21 protein-coding genes are annotated in these 17,543 nt (G+C 35.0%); 10 read left to right on the plus strand and 11 right to left on the minus strand.

The genetic code is table 11. The features are described from left to right. Positions 1-7 precede the first annotated feature (7 nt). The 3 genes from DCS95_RS02480 to DCS95_RS02490 all read right to left on the minus strand — a co-directional run bounded on the left by DCS95_RS02480 (position 8) and on the right by DCS95_RS02490 (position 2,381). Complete coding sequence (locus DCS95_RS02480) at positions 8-835, minus strand: outer membrane protein assembly factor BamD (protein ID WP_236564518.1); 828 nt, start codon at positions 833-835, stop codon at positions 8-10. Positions 836-954: 119 nt separating this feature from the next. Beyond that, entirely contained in the window at positions 955-1,845 is an 891-nt protein-coding gene (dapA, locus tag DCS95_RS02485; protein WP_116769254.1) for a 4-hydroxy-tetrahydrodipicolinate synthase, read from the minus strand. A gap of 2 nt (positions 1,846-1,847) precedes the next feature. Continuing rightward, complete coding sequence (locus tag DCS95_RS02490; protein WP_116769255.1) at positions 1,848-2,381, minus strand: DUF6913 domain-containing protein; 534 nt, start codon at positions 2,379-2,381, stop codon at positions 1,848-1,850. 44 nt (positions 2,382-2,425) lie between these two features. Between DCS95_RS02490 and DCS95_RS02495 the strand changes: the two genes are divergently transcribed. The 6 genes from DCS95_RS02495 (at position 2,426) to DCS95_RS02520 (ending at position 6,725) form a co-directional block, all read left to right on the plus strand. Further along, positions 2,426-3,211, plus strand: coding sequence for a 5'-nucleotidase C-terminal domain-containing protein (locus DCS95_RS02495; protein WP_116769256.1), 786 nt, complete (start codon positions 2,426-2,428; stop codon positions 3,209-3,211). 1 nt (position 3,212) lies between these two features. Beyond that, entirely contained in the window at positions 3,213-4,118 is a 906-nt protein-coding gene (locus DCS95_RS02500; protein ID WP_116769257.1) for a bifunctional metallophosphatase/5'-nucleotidase, read from the plus strand. A 14-nt stretch (positions 4,119-4,132) separates the two neighbouring features. Further along, positions 4,133-4,582, plus strand: coding sequence for a GNAT family N-acetyltransferase (locus DCS95_RS02505; RefSeq protein ID WP_116769258.1), 450 nt, complete (start codon positions 4,133-4,135; stop codon positions 4,580-4,582). Positions 4,583-4,798: 216 nt separating this feature from the next. Then, entirely contained in the window at positions 4,799-4,987 is a 189-nt protein-coding gene (locus DCS95_RS02510) for a hypothetical protein (RefSeq protein WP_159304219.1), read from the plus strand. Between the two features lie 166 nt (positions 4,988-5,153). Next, positions 5,154-5,984, plus strand: coding sequence for a class D beta-lactamase (blaOXA, locus tag DCS95_RS02515; protein ID WP_116769260.1), 831 nt, complete (start codon positions 5,154-5,156; stop codon positions 5,982-5,984). Between the two features lie 126 nt (positions 5,985-6,110). Next, positions 6,111-6,725, plus strand: a complete 615-nt coding sequence (locus tag DCS95_RS02520) for a fumarylacetoacetate hydrolase family protein (RefSeq protein ID WP_116769261.1) — start codon at positions 6,111-6,113, stop codon at positions 6,723-6,725. Positions 6,726-6,797: 72 nt separating this feature from the next. Here DCS95_RS02520 and DCS95_RS02525 read toward each other — a convergent pair whose 3' ends face one another. Continuing rightward, positions 6,798-7,484 carry a helix-turn-helix domain-containing protein gene (locus DCS95_RS02525; RefSeq protein ID WP_116770127.1) on the minus strand — a complete coding sequence of 229 codons (687 nt, stop codon included), beginning with the start codon at positions 7,482-7,484 and terminating at the stop codon, positions 6,798-6,800. Between the two features lie 123 nt (positions 7,485-7,607). Beyond that, positions 7,608-8,654, minus strand: a complete 1,047-nt coding sequence (locus tag DCS95_RS02530) for an MFS transporter (protein WP_341865182.1) — start codon at positions 8,652-8,654, stop codon at positions 7,608-7,610. A gap of 309 nt (positions 8,655-8,963) precedes the next feature. On the opposite strand from DCS95_RS02530, the gene DCS95_RS02535 reads away from it, so the two are divergent. Then, positions 8,964-9,392 carry a hypothetical protein gene (locus DCS95_RS02535; RefSeq protein WP_116769262.1) on the plus strand — a complete coding sequence of 143 codons (429 nt, stop codon included), beginning with the start codon at positions 8,964-8,966 and terminating at the stop codon, positions 9,390-9,392. Between the two features lie 9 nt (positions 9,393-9,401). On the opposite strand, the gene DCS95_RS02540 is transcribed toward DCS95_RS02535, so the two are convergent. Genes DCS95_RS02540 through DCS95_RS02565 form a run of 6 tightly spaced genes read right to left on the minus strand, consistent with a single transcriptional unit; the run spans position 9,402 to position 14,878 of the window. After that, the gene (locus tag DCS95_RS02540; RefSeq protein WP_116769263.1) at positions 9,402-9,701 is read right to left on the minus strand and encodes a hypothetical protein; all 300 of its coding nucleotides are present in this window, start codon (positions 9,699-9,701) and stop codon (positions 9,402-9,404) included. Then, positions 9,698-10,936, minus strand: coding sequence for a cation:proton antiporter (locus DCS95_RS02545; protein WP_116769264.1), 1,239 nt, complete (start codon positions 10,934-10,936; stop codon positions 9,698-9,700). Before DCS95_RS02545 ends, DCS95_RS02540 begins: the two co-directional genes overlap by 4 nt. A gap of 6 nt (positions 10,937-10,942) precedes the next feature. After that, complete coding sequence (gene ligA / locus DCS95_RS02550; RefSeq protein ID WP_116769265.1) at positions 10,943-12,934, minus strand: NAD-dependent DNA ligase LigA; 1,992 nt, start codon at positions 12,932-12,934, stop codon at positions 10,943-10,945. A 5-nt stretch (positions 12,935-12,939) separates the two neighbouring features. Next, positions 12,940-13,521, minus strand: a complete 582-nt coding sequence (locus DCS95_RS02555) for an LOG family protein (protein WP_116769266.1) — start codon at positions 13,519-13,521, stop codon at positions 12,940-12,942. After that, complete coding sequence (gene prmC / locus DCS95_RS02560) at positions 13,518-14,390, minus strand: peptide chain release factor N(5)-glutamine methyltransferase (protein WP_116769267.1); 873 nt, start codon at positions 14,388-14,390, stop codon at positions 13,518-13,520. Before prmC ends, DCS95_RS02555 begins: the two co-directional genes overlap by 4 nt. A 2-nt stretch (positions 14,391-14,392) precedes the next feature. After that, the gene (locus tag DCS95_RS02565; protein ID WP_116769268.1) at positions 14,393-14,878 is read right to left on the minus strand and encodes a GNAT family N-acetyltransferase; all 486 of its coding nucleotides are present in this window, start codon (positions 14,876-14,878) and stop codon (positions 14,393-14,395) included. A gap of 110 nt (positions 14,879-14,988) precedes the next feature. Between DCS95_RS02565 and ribD the strand changes: the two genes are divergently transcribed. The 3 genes from ribD to DCS95_RS02580 are packed head-to-tail and all read left to right on the plus strand — an operon-like array spanning position 14,989 to position 17,542. Then, the gene (ribD, locus tag DCS95_RS02570; RefSeq protein WP_116769269.1) at positions 14,989-16,062 is read left to right on the plus strand and encodes a bifunctional diaminohydroxyphosphoribosylaminopyrimidine deaminase/5-amino-6-(5-phosphoribosylamino)uracil reductase RibD; all 1,074 of its coding nucleotides are present in this window, start codon (positions 14,989-14,991) and stop codon (positions 16,060-16,062) included. Then, entirely contained in the window at positions 16,055-16,657 is a 603-nt protein-coding gene (locus tag DCS95_RS02575) for an HAD family hydrolase (RefSeq protein ID WP_116769270.1), read from the plus strand. Before ribD ends, DCS95_RS02575 begins: the two co-directional genes overlap by 8 nt. Positions 16,658-16,660: 3 nt before the next feature. Next, complete coding sequence (locus DCS95_RS02580) at positions 16,661-17,542, plus strand: EamA family transporter (RefSeq protein ID WP_116769271.1); 882 nt, start codon at positions 16,661-16,663, stop codon at positions 17,540-17,542. Position 17,543: the final 1 nt, after the last annotated feature.

Raw genomic sequence — 17,543 nt, forward strand, 5'->3', positions numbered from 1 at the left:
ACATTATTTATTTTGACTCAACCACCTGCGCTTGCATGCGTTGTAATTCTTTATCAATTTTTTCAATTAAATCTGTTGCCTCCTTATCAAATTTAGACTCCGGAAACTGCTTCATTAAAGCGGAATGCGCCGCTCTCGCCTTTTTTAAACGCTCTTCCTTTAATTGCTCAAAACTATTGACCGCCATATGTGTCAACGCTTGTACTTTTACGAACATAGCCTCTTCCCTGTAAGGAGAACCAGGATTGTCCGCTACAAAGTTATCGCTTGCAGCAACAGCAGATTTAAGCATATCGTAGTTAAATTCGCCAAGCTTATTATATTGCTTTAATATTTCGAAGGCCTTTCTTTCTTTTTTAGTGGTCAACTCTTGTGCCATTGCATTTGCTTCGGCAAAATATTCGGACTCAGAATAAGTATTGATGAAATTCTGTAATTTCAACAACGCCTTATCGGTATCGGTTTGATCCAAAGAATATTCGGGAGATAATTTATAGTAACTTTTAGCTCCTAAAAAATTAGCTTCTACCGCCTTATCACTTTTAGGATAGGATTTCACGAAACGTTCAAACTGGTAACCAGCCATATTGTAATCGCCACGTTGAAAATAACTGTTGGACAAAAAGAACATAACACGTTCCCCTTGTGGCTTACCTACATATTTTGGTGCAATTTGCTCAAGCAATCTATTCGCTCTTCTAAAATCGCCCTCTTCGTAGAATGTTTCTGCCATGTCGTATTTGGCTTTTACATCATCGTGCTTAAGTACCTTTTGGTATTCGCTACAAGATTGTAAAGCAATGGCAATCAATAGTACTGGGAAAACTCTCCTCATTTTAAAAAACATTTTGCAAAATTAGTGATTATCAATGGATTTAAAAAACAAATTAATCCAATAAAAATACAGGCTTTAAACCACAAGAATGCCCTACCTAATGAAGATTTAACGAATATTTATGCAGGTATGCGTATCATAGATTCCATAAATGATACAATTCTATGCTTTAATGCATCTGATGCGTCTATCAAAGGAAGTCTCACAAAAGGCTTTGCAATACCCAAATATTCAAAGATTACCTTAATACCTGCAGGGTTACCTTCTTCAAAAATCAATTTCATACCTTCTTGCATTTTATAATGGTAACTATAGGCAACCTCGGTATTTCCATTTAAACCTTCATCTACCATTTTAGAAAATTCTTCGGGCAAACCTTGACCTATTACCGAAATTACACCATCGCCACCCGCTACAATTGTTGGTAATGCCGTAATATCATCACCAGACAATACTAAAAATCCTTCCGGTCTTTTTGAAATCAACTCTTGAACCTGGGTCATATCACCACAAGCTTCTTTAACGGCAACAATATTATCAAATTTCTTTGCCAAGCGAACAACAGTTTCAGGCAGCATATTACTACCGGTTCTGCCAGGTACATTATAAAGAATTATTGGTAATGGAGAAGCTTTGGAAAGTGCCGCAAAGTGTTGGTAAATTCCTTCTTGGGTGGGTCTATTATAATATGGTGATACAGATAGGATGGCATCATATGCCGATAAATCGGTGGTTTGAAGTTCTTCTACCAATGCAGCCGTATTATTTCCTCCTACACCTATTACCAATGGGAGTGCTCCTGCATTCGCTTCTTCTACGGTACGCATTACCAATTGTTTTTCGGTCTTTGAAAGCGTAACAGATTCAGCTGTTGTACCCAACACCACCAAATAGTCTATATTACCCTCTATATTAAAGGCAACAACTTTTCTAAGAGCTTCAACATCTACTGTACCATCTTCCTTAAAAGGCGTTATCAACGCTACTCCTGCTCCTCTTAATTCCTTCATAACTAAATCTCCTTAAAAATGCCCAAGTACTTTTTCAATTCTTTTTTAAAAATCTGAAAGTCCTTTAACGGCGTATCTAACATTAAATCATTATAAGTAGGACCAACTTCTTTAAATCCTACCTTTAAACGAGCCCTTGTCTTTACCGACATTAAATTTAACAGTAAGCTGTCCTCGTTATAATAGTTCACTAAAAGATCGTATTCACGCCCTAAAAATTCAAGGGCATAACTGTTTTCGATATCGCCGTTCCATCCTAAATCCTTATCCGAAAAAACCGGAGTGGCATATGGCGAGTTTTTATCGTAAAAACGCTTATATCCAATTATTTTAACCGCATTTGGATGCAATGACAACTCTTCCTGAAACTGAAAAAACACCTCAGATTTCTCGAACTTATCTAGATCCACAATACAACCTACAGAACGTATTCCTTTACTCTCTCGTGTTACAGTTATTGGCGAGGTCACCAACTGTTTTAAGATCTTACGACCAGATTTCCGTTTAAACTTGTCCTTAATTCCTTTTAAAAACATGTATTTTTACATTTAGACAAATGTAAATAATATCCCTGCAACATATGGCGAAGTTAAAACACTTTGGTATTTTAAATATAAAACATTATGTTATATTTATAACAATTATCAGTTTAATATCTTGTAAGAACACTCCCGAACACCTCACTGAACTGACTGGCAAGCAAATAGCAATCGATAGTAGTTTTACATCTGTAGATAGTATTCGAAATTTTATTCAACCGTATCACGATAGGGTAGAAAGTATTTTAGACAGCACACTGGCATATGCACCATACGTAATCTCTAAAAGTGACGGAAAATTTAATACTACCGCTGGTAATTTAATGGCGGATATAGTTCTAAGTGAAACCAATTCTATATTCAAAAAACTAACTGGTCACAATATAGATATGGTCTTATTGAACCATGGCGGCATACGTTCAATTATCTCCAAAGGCAACGTTACTTCCAGAACCGCTTATGAGGTAATGCCTTTTGAAAACTCGGTGGTTGTCGTGGAGCTCAAAGGTGCTTCACTAATGAAAATGGTAGACTATTTAATTAAATCTAAAAGAGCCCACCCAATAGCCGGTGCACAAATCATTTTAAATAACGATAACACCGTTAATACATTTACCGTAGGTGGAAAACCATTAGATAAAAACAAATCCTATTATATAGCAACTTCAGATTATTTAGTTACCGGTGGCGATAATATGGGCTTTTTTAAAGATGCCATTTCAAAAACGGAATCCGATTACAAAATAAGAAATGCCATGATAGATTTCTTTTCTAAAGTGGATACACTAGCCCCAAAAGTAGATCTAAGATATTATCAATTACAGTAAAATGGAAAGAAGAAAATTTATAAAAAATACAGCTGCAACATCTGGTTTGTTGACTTTGGGTGGACTTAGCTTAAATTCTTGCAACGTTGCCACAAAAAAACACATTACCATTTTACATACCAACGATGTACACAGCCATGTAGATGCCTTCCCCAATGACCATGCAAATTTTCCTGGGTTGGGCGGGTTAGCTCGTAGAGCAGGTTTGGTCGATAGTATTAGAAAAGAGAACCCTAACACTTTTCTTTTTGATGCCGGAGATATCTTTCAAGGAACACCCTATTTCAATTTTTATGGTGGAGAACTAGAATTTAAATTAATGAGCATGCTTAATTATGATGCCACCACTATTGGAAATCATGATTTTGATAATGGTATAGACGGACTTTTAGCCCAAATGCCCTACGCTAAGTTTAATTTTATCAGTGCGAATTACGATTTTTCCAATACCGTTTTAGATGGATTAACTCAAACTTATAAGGTTTATGAAAAAGACGGAATAAAAGTTGGCGTATACGGATTAGGTATTCAATTAGCAGGTTTAGTTACCAAACAACTTTATAAAGAAACCGTATTTCTTGATCCATATGAGTTAGCGACCGATATGGAAACAAAATTGAAAGAAGAAGAAAAATGTGATTTGGTTATATGCCTCTCCCACTTAGGATATGAATACCGTAGCCAAAAACCAGATGATCTAAAGCTCGCTAAAAAAACGAAATATACAGATTTGATTATTGGTGGGCACACACATACCTTTTTAGATAAACCAACCGTCATCAGTAACGCTGCCGAACGAGATGTTCTTGTAAATCAGGTAGGATGTTTTGGAGTAAATCTAGGTAGAATTGATTTTTATTTTGACAATACAACGACCACAGCTAATGGATATACAATTAAGGTCTAATTTTAAGACTGAATATGACAACGATCATTCGTACATCTAGCGACAATACACATTTCAAAAATCTGGTGGCACTTTTAGATGCCGATTTAGCTGAGCGAGATGGTGAAGACAATGCTTTCTACGCACAGTTCAATGGTATTGAACAACTAAACAACTGTGTTGTACTGTACGCTGATGACAATCCCGTTGCTTGTGGTGCCTTTAAGCAGTATAACAAAGTGGCTGTTGAAATTAAACGTATGTATGTTTTACCAGAGCACCGTGGTAAAGGTTTAGCTTCTCGACTGTTATTGGCCCTAGAAAGCTGGGCAAAAGAATTGAATTATTCTAATACCGTTCTTGAAACAGGATTGCGCCAGCCAGAAGCCATTGCACTTTATAAAAAGAATAATTACACAATTATCAAAAATTACCCTCCGTACGAGCACATGGCTAATAGTGTTTGTTTTAGGAAGGTGTTATAAATCTATATTATTTTCAAACTCTACCTAACTATAAATTCCAGTCCTACAATAATCAACAGCGTAAAAATAGCGGACTAAATTTACGAGAAACACAATTTAAGTTATACGAAAAAATCATATTCGCATTAATCAACTACCTAGAGCCTATTTATTTATAAATAAATGATTATCAGTCAATTAATTTTTAACTTAGAAATTCATCTAAACTCAATTATTATGCACTTAAACATTCACTCTCAAGGACTCGATGATCATCTTGGTGTTTTACAAGAGAAATATATGAAGCTCAAATTCTCTATTAAAAACAATCTTAAGTTGACGGCTTTAGCAAAGCAAAACCAATTGAAAAATAGTAAAGAAGAATATCTAGAAAAGAAAATAGAAGCAATGGGAAGTTTATACTAATCACCATACAAAAGGTATTAGTACGTTTTATTTTATTTGGCGGCAATGGTTATTCACTGTCGCTTTTTTATTGCCTTACATTTAATTTTTAAACATTTACAGTAAATAATTAAATACCTATATACTTATATTTAAATCATCACCATTCAATACAGGCATTAGCTTTATGAAATTATATTTACTACTATTTTTAATCTTATCTATATCTTCTTGTAGGCAACAACATAAAACTAATTTATCAAAATCAGAAGAAAACAAAATAATAAAGTCTGAATTTCAAACTATAATTGATTCTGCTAATGTTAATGGTGCAATTATAATATACGACCTGCACAGAAATAATTTCTATTCAAATGATTTTAATTGGACCAAACAAGGAAAATTACCAGCATCAACCTTTAAAATCGCCAATACCATAATTGGTTTAGAAACGGGAGTAATAAAAAATGATAGCACCATTTTTAAATGGGATGGTCAAGAAAGATGGCTAGACCTTTGGGAACAAGATTTAATTCTACGTGATGCCTTTCAGTATTCTTGTGTTCCGTGCTATCAACAGGTTGCAACCAAAATTGGACCTCAGCGAATGAACGAGTATGTAAAAAAGATTGAATATGGAGATTTAAAAATTGATAGTAACAATATTTCCAATTTTTGGTTAGAAGGCGAATCTAGAATAAATCAAATGCAACAGATAGATTTTTTAAAACGATTTTATAGTGGTCAACTGCCTATATCTGTTAGAACCCAAAAAATTGTAAAGCAAATAATGGTGATCGATACCGAAAATTATACACTCAGTGGAAAAACAGGATTATCTATAAGTAACGAACAATATAACGGGTGGTTCGTTGGGTATATAGAAGTGGGCAACGATGTTTATTTCTTTGCCACCAATTTAGAACGTACTAATAACAATTTAGACCTAAGTGATTTTATACAAACAAGAAAAGAGGTTACTCTTGCTGCACTAAAAGAGTTACAGATCATTAAATAATCTGATTATAACTAAGAGTCTTAAAACAAAAATATAGATTCTTGTGATTTCAATAAAAAGAACTTACTACACTTGATTAAATCATTAATTTCACTCCATTATAAATAATACACTAACACCACAGTAATGAAAATTATAGGCATTGGCAAAAACTATGTTTTAGATAAATCTGAAATAGATGATTTAAAAAATGATGTACAACTCATTTTCACGAAACCAGATTCTTCATTGGTTACAGATAGTAAAGATGTTGAATTCCCTGCTCTTACCAATCAGCTCATCTACGAAGTAGAATTGGTGGTTAAAATTGGAAAAATGGCTAAAAATGTATCTGAAGAGGAAGCAAATTCATACATCTCTGAAATAGGTATCGGTATAGATTATACCGCAAAAGATGTGCTTACCGCCAGTAGAGACAAGAAAGGACCATGGGCTTTGGCAAAAGGTTTTGATGGTGCTTCGCCAATTTCAGGTTTTAAACCAATTTCGGAATTTCCAGAACTGGACAATATTAATTTTGACTTGGTTATTAATGGCGAAAAAAAGCAAGTTGGCAATACTGGCTACATCATTTATAATTTTGCAGAAATCATAAGTTTTGTATCCACTTTTATGACCTTAAACCCCGGTGACCTGATATTTACGGGAACACCCGCAATTGGTGCAGGTGAAATCTTTAAAGGTGACCATTTACAAGCATCTATTGAAGGTAAAATTCTACTTGATTTTAAAATGGTTTAATCTCCCTTTTTAGGAAGTTTTACAATCGGAGCCATAAATTGGTTCCGATTTTTTTTAGTTAATCCGTAGTAATTATGAGTGTTGCTGAGATTTGAATACCGTTGGACTTACACCTACATTTTTCTTAAAAAAACGGGAAAAGCTACTGATAGATTCAAATCCCAATTCAAAAGCTAATTCTTTGGTAGTAATTTCACTTTTAATAAGTTTTCGCTTAGCTTCGGTAATCTGACGCTGCTGAATAATCTGTTTAGCGGTAAGGCTCAACTTATCTTGTAAAACTTGATTCAATCGTTTAGTACTTATGCCTAACTTATTTGCATAAAACTCTGCGCTGGTTTCATTCAAAAAATTAATTTCCATCAACTCTAAAAACTGAAAAACTCTTTTCTGTTGAATGTCTTGTGGTAATAGTTCATTGTTCTGAAATCTTATTAAATGCAATAAAAGAACTTTCAACAATGTCTTAAGCATAATATAAGATACCGTATCACTATAATATTCCTCCTTCAGCAACTCAATCAACTTTTTGATCTGTTCTACCTTTTTAACATCCTTAATTTGAAATTTAGGGTATTTATTGAAGAGCGACATCACATCTAACGAATACTCAATATCATCTTCATCTATTAAATCGCGTTCAAAATTCAATAAAACACCCTTAGAACCTACATTTAAGTTCATGTTAAATTGCTCGTTTAAGGGCTTAAAGTACACTACAACGGTACTTTCTTGAATATATTCAAAATAAATACCCATTGAGTTATGCGACAATTCAGTTTTCGAATCGTATTTTAAATCAATCTTAATTTTGGTTTTCCAGGTATGCAAATTCTTTTACTTTCATGGTAAGCCATAAAAGTAAAAAGAATTCAAACAATACTAGTCTTTGCTTGCTTTTTGAAATTGATAATACATTACCAATGCAATTACCAATGCCAAAGCAGCAGCCACCCCATAGACCGCCATATAATTTTTAGAAATATATTCTATAAAGGTTGACAAGAATTGCCCTCCAAAGACTGCCATAGAAAACAACCCTAAATTTTTTCCCTGGTTTTGACTATTACTAACCTCAATGGTCATATGGTTTAAAAGTGGAATGGTAAACCCAAATCCTATGCCAATACATATAGCTGTCAGAATTAAGAAGGGTACACTTGTAGCCAAAGCAAGAACTATATAGCCAAACATAAAAAAAACAAAACCTAAAGTCACCGTCTTTCCATCTCCTAACAATTTAACCATTCTAGGCATTTGACTTGCAGTAATAATAGCAATAACAGAAATGAACGCCATAAGATATCCTGTTTCAGATTCACTAAAACCAAAATTTGTTGGCAGATACAATGGTAGGGTTACAAAGCCTATAAAAAATAACATCATTGCCAGTAAAGAGGAAGCTATTATTATTCGTGTTTTAAGTTTTTCCTTTGTAGTAACCTCAGCAGAAATTTCCTTTTCTCTAACGGATTCTTCAATTTTTGGTAAGGTTTTAAAAACCAACAAAAGACATACTAATGCAATTAGATAAATATAAAAGGGATATTGCCAGAACATTTCACCTAAAACACCACCTATTGCCAAAAAAACAACTCCGCCTAACTCTATTGCCATCCCTTGCCAAGCAATCATTTTCATACGTGCTTCACCTTCATATTGTGCAGCTATGTATGCGGTGACCGAAACTTGTATTGCCACGGTCGCGGCACCTAGAAGAAAGCGATCTAAAATTAAAAGGTATTGATTGTCTATAAAAGCACCTATTAACCCCAAAACAGCATAAGGAATTAGTCCATATGCGAGCAACTTAAGAGGGCTCATCTTATTCAACAACCAACCTATTAAAGGAGCAAAAACGACTACACCCAATGAAGGCAATGTTATTAACCAACTGGGTGAAAAACCTAAATCTTTATGTTGTATAATTCCTGATTACGATGGTGCAATTACCGTACCCACCATTATCGTTAAACTGCTTATTAACAGCAGTGTAAATATTCCGAAGTTTGATATTTTTTTCATACTGCAAAGTTCAAGTTAATTCACTTGAAGTACTTTGCGAATTTTCTAAAATGGTAGTCCAAAATGGAAATTACCACCTTTAAATTCAGAACCCACTAACATCCAGAAATTTTAACAGTTAAAAAGCTATATAAAGTACTAATTTTCCTATTTTAGAGTTGTTATATCCTTACTAATTAAGTAATACTGATTTATCTTTAATAACAACCAACAATGAATAAACCATTAAATTTTTTACTGTTAGCCGCGTTAGTAATTTTTCAATTTTCATGTTCTAGTGATGATGATGATAACGAGGCAAGCTTAAACCCAAAAAGTTTTACCTCTTGTGATTTAGGTGATTTTTCTACTACAAGCACTAAAGTTTGTTTCAATGGTACAGACTTTGCATTACCTAATGAAACAATTACATTCGCTACGGAGTTTAATGCTCGTGTAGCAACTATCACATGGACTATTGAATCTGGAAGTATGGAAATTATTAATATTGAAGAAAGCGCAACTGATTCTACTTTAAAATCTATTGCTACCATTAAATTTAATTCAGATTTTAATGGAGATGCTGTTATTAAAGTGAAAGCTAAAGACTCTAAAGGAAGCGCGGAGTTTACTCACGTAGTATCATTGGAAGAAACAAATTAGTAACTCAATTTAATTTTGAATAATATACTCCACAATTACCTTAAGCTCTTCGTCTAAGGTAATTGTGGGATATTCTTTATTCGCCAAACGATACCAATATCCTGCATTAAAACGGTCGCCTTCTTTTCTGTGCAAATAAGCATGCAACCAACTACCTAAAGTATTATGCATATCCTGTGCTATGTTATGAGAAGCTTCCCAATTTCCCTTGGCATCATACCAAGCTGCTTTTAGTCCGTCCGACCATTCTTTTGGAACAGTGGATAGTTCTAAACTCTTTTCAAATTCAAAATAGGTCTTTGGTATCATTTTACCACACGTTTAATAAGTTTTTCAACAGTTAAGCCTTGTCCGATAATAGAGAATACCACAACAATGTAGGTGATGACCAAAAATGCATCTCTATGCATGTCCTCAGATAGCCCTAAAGCCAGGGCAATAGAGATACCGCCACGTAATCCGCCCCAAGTCATTACCAAAGTAGTTCCTTTTACAAAGTCTAGCTTTTTCTCAAAAAATTTAATAGGAGTCAATAAGGATAAATAGCGACATAGTAATACTAGAGGAATTGCCAACAGTCCTGCAATAACATATTCCGTTTCAAAGCTCAGCACCAACATTTCCATCCCGATCAGCACAAATAACAACGTATTTAAAAGAATATCTAGAAGTTCCCAAAATTTATCTACATAGGTCTCGGTAGTCTTTGACATTGCCGAATTGCGCACCGTATCATTACCTACTACCAACCCTGCTGCCACCATTGCCAAGGGGGCAGATAAATGAAATTTCTGAGCTATTAAAGTACCAACCATTACGGTTGCCAAAGTGATGATTACCTCTATATCATAATCATCTATAGACCGCATTAACTTGTACGTTCCCCAACCTAATGCGAGACCCAATGCTAAACCACCTATAACCTCTACACCAAATAGTTCAATGATATCTAATGGAGAAACCGCAACTTCGGTAGCCGATGCCAATTGAAATATGGTTAAAAACACCACAACCCCTACTCCGTCATTAAACAATGATTCCCCAACTATTTTTGTTTCCAATTGTTTTGGCGCACCCGCCTTTTTCAATATGCCCAATACAGCAATTGGATCTGTTGGTGAAATCAAAGAACCAAAGAGCAAGCAATAAATAAAATTGATATTCATATCCAACAATTGCAGGAGGTAATACATGCTTGTACCTACTAAAAAAGTAGAAACCAATACACCAAGAGTTGAAAACACCAATATTGGCCATCGTTGTACTTTTAGTTGTTCAAAATTAGTATGTAGCGCTCCTGCGAATAACAGAAAACTCAACATGATATCCAGTAGAACCGATTTAAAATCTATCTGGGTTATGATATAACGTTCTGCATTGATCAATGTATCATCAACGTAACCAATGGCAAACACCGCCAAGGTAAACACTATGGTAATAAGCATTAAACCTATACTGTTGGGTAGTTTTAGAAATCTTGCATTTATATAGCCAAAAATGGCCGAAAGAAATACTAGTACCGAAATTATTGTAAAAATATCCATAGTTGTTTATGCTAACATATTAATAAAATCTTGTTCACTTATAATCGGAATTTCAAGCTTCTCTGCTTTTGTACGCTTGCTAGGTCCCATTTTATCTCCTGCAATTAAAAAAGAAGTCTTGGAAGATATAGATGATCCTACCTTACCGCCATTATCTTCAATTTTCTTTTTAAGCTCATCTCTACTTAAAATCTCAAATACCCCCGAAACCACGAAGGTTTTCCCAGCCAAAGTATCGGTCTGATTTTGTAACTTTTCTTCTGATATAGACAATTGTACGCCATAACTACGTAATCTTTCAATAGCATCTATATTTTTTTGGTTCGCAAAAAAATCGATCACACTTTGTGCTATGCGTTCCCCTATTTCATCTACCGAAGTCAAATGCTCCAAGTCAGCTGCTTTTAAAGCATCTATATTCTTATACGCCTTTGCCAGCTTCTTTGCTACGGTTTCACCAACAAAGCGAATACCTAAAGCGAACAGAACACGTTCAAAAGGTACGTTAACCGATTCTGATACCCCTTTCACCAAATTCTCGGCGGACTTCTCTGCCATTCGATCTAATGGTAAAACATCTTCTTTGGTGAGTTTATACAAATCGGCATAATCATCTATTAACCCTTCTTTAAATAGCAATTCTACCGTCTCACCACCTAAACCTTCAATATCCATTGCCTTTCTAGAGATAAAATGCTGAATACGACCGGTTATCTGTGGCGGACAACCATATTCATTAGGACAGTAATGTTTGGCATCTCCTTCTGTGCGGGTAAGTTCCGTTCCACATTCGGGACATTGATGTATATACTCCGTTGGTTTTGAATCTACAGGTCTTTTGGTTAAATCTACCGCTATAATTTTTGGTATAATCTCTCCCCCTTTTTCTACAAATACGGTATCGCCTACCCTAATATCCAATTTTTCAATTTGGTCTGCATTGTGTAGCGAAGCTCTTTTTACCGTTGTACCAGCCAATAATACAGGTTCTAAATTGGCTACGGGGGTAATTGCACCTGTTCTACCAACTTGATATGTAATCTCATTTAAGGTCGTAAATACCTGTTCTGCCTTAAACTTATATGCCATTGCCCATCTAGGAGCTTTTGAGGTAAAACCTAATTCTTCTTGATATTGAAGACTGTTTACCTTAATTACAACTCCGTCTGTTTCATACGGCAACTCATGGCGCTTTACATCCCATTCTTCAACAAATGCCATAACTTCATCTGTAGTTTTGCAGAGCTTTGCGACAGTAGGTACCTTAAAGCCCCATTCACGGGCTTTCTCCAACATATGATATTGGGAATCTATATTAAGATTTCTACCCACAATACTATACAACAAACAATCTAAAGGTCTTTGAGCCACGGCACTACTATCTTGAAGCTTTAAACTACCAGATGCCGTATTTCTAGGATTCATATATGGGTCTTCGCCATTTGCTATACGATCTTCATTCATTTTTAAGAACCCATCAAACGGAAGAACAATTTCTCCACGAATATCAAATTTATCCGGATAATCACCTTTTAACTGTAGTGGAACAGATTTAATGGTTTTGATATTATTCGTAACATCATCGCCTTGTATTCCGTCACCACGCGTTACCGCCTTTACCAGTTTCCCATTTTCATAAGTTATACTGATAGATGCTCCATCATATTTTAACTCACATGTAAACGCAACGGGCACATCACCCAAATTACGCTGAATTCGTTTTTCCCAATCTTCTATATCCTCCTTTGAATATGAATTATCTAAAGAATACATTCTGTGTTCATGAACTACGGTTGCAAAGTTCTTGGTAATCATACCTCCTACACGCAGAGATGGTGAACTGGCATCATAGAATTCCGGATGTTTTGCCTCCAAATCCTGTAATTCTTTCAATTTCATATCAAATTCATAATCTGAAATGGTCGGGTTATCCAACACATAGTAATTATGGTTATGCTCGCGTAATTCTTTTCTTAGTGCTTCAATTTTTGCTTTCATATAGTTTAAAGCTGGTCTTTTTTAATCCATTTTGGTGTTGGCAGCGGCACATAGCTTTTCATTTTATTGAGCAATGCATTTATATCGTTTTCTACCAAAATAGTATTTATATGTTCTTGTTTTACAAACCCTTCTTGTACCATGTCATGCATCATCTTTAAAAGGGAGTCATAGAATCCGTTGGTATTTAGTATTCCTATCGGATATTGATGTAGCCCCAACTGAGACCAAGTCAACATTTCAAAAAACTCTTCTAAGGTCCCAAATCCGCCAGGTAGCATTATAATACCTTCGGATAGTTCATGCATTTTTAATTTTCGTTCGTGCATATTTTGGGTGACGATCAATTGGGTCAATCCCTCATGCACCACTTCTTTCTTCTTTAAAAAGACAGGAATTACCCCTATAACTTTTCCGCCATTCTGCAATACGCCTTCTGCTACTTTGCCCATGATGCCAATTTTGGCTCCTCCGTATACCAGCTGAATATCTTTTTCAGCCATTGTACTACCTAGCGCCAATGCAGCTTCACCATATTCGGTATTTCCACCTTCGCTACTACCGCAAAAAACAACGATACTTTTCATTTTTTAACTCCTTTAAGCATGCGGTCATTACCAAACATATCTTTTTCCAAAACTATAGTCTCAAAACCAAACTTATGTAGCAATTTTTGCATTTCTGCCCCTAAATATTGATTTATTTCTAAATACAGACACCCATTATGTTCCAAGCGATTTGAGGCATACTCAACTATTTTATCGTAAAACTGCAATGGATTATCATCTGCAACAAACAGTGCCAAGTTGGGTTCATGATCTAAAACATTTTTACGCATCTCAGCTTTTTCAAGTTCCCTAACATAGGGCGGATTGGAAACAATAATATCAAATTTTTGATTCAATTCCGAAACTTCATTTTTTGTGGAGTTGTTTATGGATAATATATCTGCTTGAAAAAAGGTAACCGAAGTATGTAAGCGTTCATTATTTTCCCTAGCAACTTGCAACGCTTCTATAGAGATATCCAGACCAAACACTTTTGCATTATTTAGATTTTTATCCAAAGAAATGGGAATACAACCACTGCCTGTACCCATGTCTAAAACACGAAGCGCATGATCGTTATCATGGTCATCTAAAATCCACCGCACCAATTCTTCGGTTTCAGGTCTCGGGATCAACACGTGTTCGTTGACCTTAAAATCCATATTCATAAAATAAGCTGTTCCTATAATATGCTGAATTGGCTTTTCTAATTTTAATTCGGATAGTGCCTTAAAGATTATGGTTTCTTGGTCTTTATCAATATTCAACTCTGGTTGCACGGCAAGCACAAAGCGTTCTAAATCAAAATAATGCTCTATGAGTAAATAGAAAAAGCTCCTCACTTCTTCTGTACCATAAACAGCATCTAATTCTGTGTGAAAAATATTCCTGATTTCCCGTAAAAGCACAATTATAAAGTTTTAAGCATAAATACCGGGCAAGAATAATGACCGGTATCTCCCATACGGGCATCAATATATTCAAAGCCCATTTTCTTATATAGTTTCTGGGCGGCATCCATATAGGGCATTGTCTCTAAATAGCAGGCATCAAAACCATATTCCTTAGCTTTATCTAAACAAACATTAATCATTTTATGACCTGCTCCTTTGCCCCTAGCTTCTTGCAAAAAGTACATTTTCTGAAGCTCACAAACATTGCCTTTATAATTATCTAATTGTGCAACACCGGCGCAGCCCAAAATTGAGCCATTTTCTTCAATTACAAAGTAAGTAGCCTTTGGCTTATCATAATGCTCATACATATTATCTAAGGAAGGGTCTTCATAAGCCGTACCTACTTTTGGCACTCCTAAATCCTCCAATACCTGTCGTATAACCCTAGCAACTTGTGGGTTATCTTCCTTTCTGATTTCACGTATAATGACATTTTCCATATGAATAAGCCAATAGGTTTTAAAGTACTATTTTTGAGGTGTGAAGATACGTGTTATGCGTATAAAGGTAAAGTTTGATGTCCATTAATAATCTTGATTCTTAAAATTCAATGTCGGCACATTTAGATAATCTTTCTACAGATGAGAAATATATGTTTCGCTGTATTGAAATTGCAAAAAACGGATTGGGAACTACGGCTCCTAACCCAATGGTAGGTGCTGTAATTGTTCGTGAAGATAAAATTATTGGAGAGGGCTTTACGAGCGCCTACGGTGGTTCTCATGCTGAGGTTAATGCCATTAACTCAGTATCTGATGCTGATCTTTTAAAATCATCAACCATATACGTAACATTAGAGCCCTGCTCTCATTACGGTAAAACTCCGCCCTGTGCCGATCTTATAATAAAAATGGGCATCCCAAGAGTTGTTATCGGTTTAAAGGACCCACATGAAAAAGTAGCAGGCAACGGAATCAAAAAATTGAAAGAAGCTGGTTGTGAAGTTCAAGTAGGGATTTTACAAAAAGAATGCGAGGAGCATCACAAAAGATTTTTAACTTTTTTCACCAAAAAGCGACCTTATATTATTTTAAAATGGGCAGAAACCGCGGACGGATTCATAGCACCTGAACCTACCAAACGTGGTGAAGAAAAGAAACCTTTTTGGATTACCAATACCAAATCTAGGCAATTGGTACATAAATGGCGTAGCGAGGAACCGGGAATATTAGTGGGCACTAATACCGTTTTAGCAGACAACCCTCAATTGAATGTAAGAGAATGGACCGGCAAGGCACCTACACGAATAATTTTGGATAGAAACTTAAAAATTTCTTCTGACTATCATGTATTTGATGGAACACAAAAAACTATTGTCTGCACCGAAATAAACGACAGTGAACGGTACATAGAAAAGGTAATTTATAAAGTATTGGATTTTAAACATGAACTACCAAAGCAATTATGTAAGGTGATGTACGAAGAACAGATACAAAGCGTCATCATTGAAGGAGGTTCACAAACACTACAAAGTTTTATTGTCGCCAACCTATGGGATGAAGCTCGACTTTTTAAAGGGGCAAACAATTTCACAAAAGGGATTAACGCACCAAAAGTGGCTGGACCTATTCTAGTACATACTTCAATTTTAACCGACCAACTAACCATAGTACGAAATGATTAAAAACATCATATTTGATTTTGGTGATATCTTCATCAATCTAGATAAACAAGCCCCTTTACTAGAAATGGCAAAATTTGGGTTTACCGAATTGACCCCAGAACTAGACACTATTTTTAAAGAATATGAAATGGGCTTACTAGAGACCGATGCTTTCATTGATAAACTACAGGCTATTTTCACAAATACAACCAAACAACAAATTAAGGATGCATGGAATTCCATCATTTTAGATTTCCCTGAAGAACGATTAAAATTCATTGAAAAATTAAAGAGCGATAATCAATATCGTTTATTCCTATTGAGTAACACCAATGATTTACATATTGAGAAAGTAAAAGAATCTATGGGAATGGAGCGGTTTAATAGATTCAAAAACTGCTTTGAAGTATTCTATTTATCGCAAGAAATGAAAATGCGCAAACCCAATACAGACATTTATGAATTTGTATTGAAAGAGAATAATCTAATTGCAGAAGAGACTTTCTTTTTAGACGACACAAAAGAAAATACCGATAGCGCATCTAAACTTGGCATACATTGTTGGAATCTTCAAGTTGGAAAAGAAGATGTACTGGAAACCTTAAGCCGTATCTAATCAATGTATTTAGCACTAAGTATTCTATTTTCTAGTCTAATTTTTGTTGTTTTTAAGCTATATACCAAATATAAAGTTCAAACGATATATGCGATAATAGTAAATTACTTTATTGCTTGTGTGGTGGGTTTACTTTATTACCAAAAACCCATTAATGCTTTTGAAATACCACAAAAAAGTTGGTTTTGGGGCAGTATTCTACTTGGTCTGTTATTCATACTAATATTTAATTTAATGGCAGCTACCTCTCAAAAGCTGGGCGTATCGGTAGCATCGGTAGCTACAAAGATGTCTCTCACCATTCCTGTTCTTTTCGGTGTATTTTTCTATAGGGAAGTTTTGACTGTTTTAGAAATTATAGGCATACTATTGGCATTGTTGGCAGTTTACTTTAGTTCACTAAAAGAAAATAAAATTAAAGCCGAAAAATGGGCATTTGCCCTGCCAATTTTAGTCTTTATTGGCTCAGGTACTATTGATACCAGTATTAAATATTTTCAAGACGCACATATGCCCGAAGAAGAATATGCACTGTTCTCCGCTACAGTTTTTGCATCTGCAGGAATGTTCGGATTATTATTTATAGGATATAAATCTGTACAACAACAGATAAAAATTAATTTAAAAAATGTTATTGGTGGTGTTTGCTTGGGTATTCCCAACTATTTTTCCATATACTTTTTGTTGAAGGCATTACAACACCCCACATGGAACAGTGCATCGGTATTTACAATCAACAATGTAGCCATTGTTATGTTTTCAACGCTCTTAGGCATAGTATTATTCAAAGAGCGACTAACGTTTAAAAACTGGCTCGGTATAGGTTTAGCTGTTTTCAGTATTATTCTGGTTGCATTTGGACCAAAACTAATGTCTTATATATAAC

The organism is Maribacter litoralis (assembly GCF_003075045.1).
Taxonomy (GTDB): Bacteria; Bacteroidota; Bacteroidia; order Flavobacteriales; family Flavobacteriaceae; genus Maribacter; species Maribacter litoralis.

Bases quoted from the DNA above. Each gene is read 5' to 3' on its own strand.
- DCS95_RS02480 (WP_236564518.1), bottom strand. From the start codon at position 835: ATGAGGAGAGTTTTCCCAGTACTATTGATTGCCATTGCTTTACAATCT.
- dapA (WP_116769254.1), bottom strand. From the start codon at position 1,845: ATGAAGGAATTAAGAGGAGCAGGAGTAGCGTTGATAACGCCTTTTAAG.
- DCS95_RS02490 (WP_116769255.1), bottom strand. From the start codon at position 2,381: ATGTTTTTAAAAGGAATTAAGGACAAGTTTAAACGGAAATCTGGTCGT.
- DCS95_RS02495 (WP_116769256.1), top strand. From the start codon at position 2,426: ATGGCGAAGTTAAAACACTTTGGTATTTTAAATATAAAACATTATGTT.
- DCS95_RS02500 (WP_116769257.1), top strand. From the start codon at position 3,213: ATGGAAAGAAGAAAATTTATAAAAAATACAGCTGCAACATCTGGTTTG.
- DCS95_RS02505 (WP_116769258.1), top strand. From the start codon at position 4,133: ATGACAACGATCATTCGTACATCTAGCGACAATACACATTTCAAAAAT.
- DCS95_RS02510 (WP_159304219.1), top strand. From the start codon at position 4,799: ATGCACTTAAACATTCACTCTCAAGGACTCGATGATCATCTTGGTGTT.
- blaOXA (WP_116769260.1), top strand. From the start codon at position 5,154: ATGAAATTATATTTACTACTATTTTTAATCTTATCTATATCTTCTTGT.
- DCS95_RS02520 (WP_116769261.1), top strand. From the start codon at position 6,111: ATGAAAATTATAGGCATTGGCAAAAACTATGTTTTAGATAAATCTGAA.
- DCS95_RS02525 (WP_116770127.1), bottom strand. From the start codon at position 7,484: ATGGGTATTTATTTTGAATATATTCAAGAAAGTACCGTTGTAGTGTAC.
- DCS95_RS02535 (WP_116769262.1), top strand. From the start codon at position 8,964: ATGAATAAACCATTAAATTTTTTACTGTTAGCCGCGTTAGTAATTTTT.
- DCS95_RS02540 (WP_116769263.1), bottom strand. From the start codon at position 9,701: ATGATACCAAAGACCTATTTTGAATTTGAAAAGAGTTTAGAACTATCC.
- DCS95_RS02545 (WP_116769264.1), bottom strand. From the start codon at position 10,936: ATGGATATTTTTACAATAATTTCGGTACTAGTATTTCTTTCGGCCATT.
- ligA (WP_116769265.1), bottom strand. From the start codon at position 12,934: ATGAAAGCAAAAATTGAAGCACTAAGAAAAGAATTACGCGAGCATAAC.
- DCS95_RS02555 (WP_116769266.1), bottom strand. From the start codon at position 13,521: ATGAAAAGTATCGTTGTTTTTTGCGGTAGTAGCGAAGGTGGAAATACC.
- DCS95_RS02565 (WP_116769268.1), bottom strand. From the start codon at position 14,878: ATGGAAAATGTCATTATACGTGAAATCAGAAAGGAAGATAACCCACAA.
- ribD (WP_116769269.1), top strand. From the start codon at position 14,989: ATGTCGGCACATTTAGATAATCTTTCTACAGATGAGAAATATATGTTT.
- DCS95_RS02575 (WP_116769270.1), top strand. From the start codon at position 16,055: ATGATTAAAAACATCATATTTGATTTTGGTGATATCTTCATCAATCTA.
- DCS95_RS02580 (WP_116769271.1), top strand. From the start codon at position 16,661: ATGTATTTAGCACTAAGTATTCTATTTTCTAGTCTAATTTTTGTTGTT.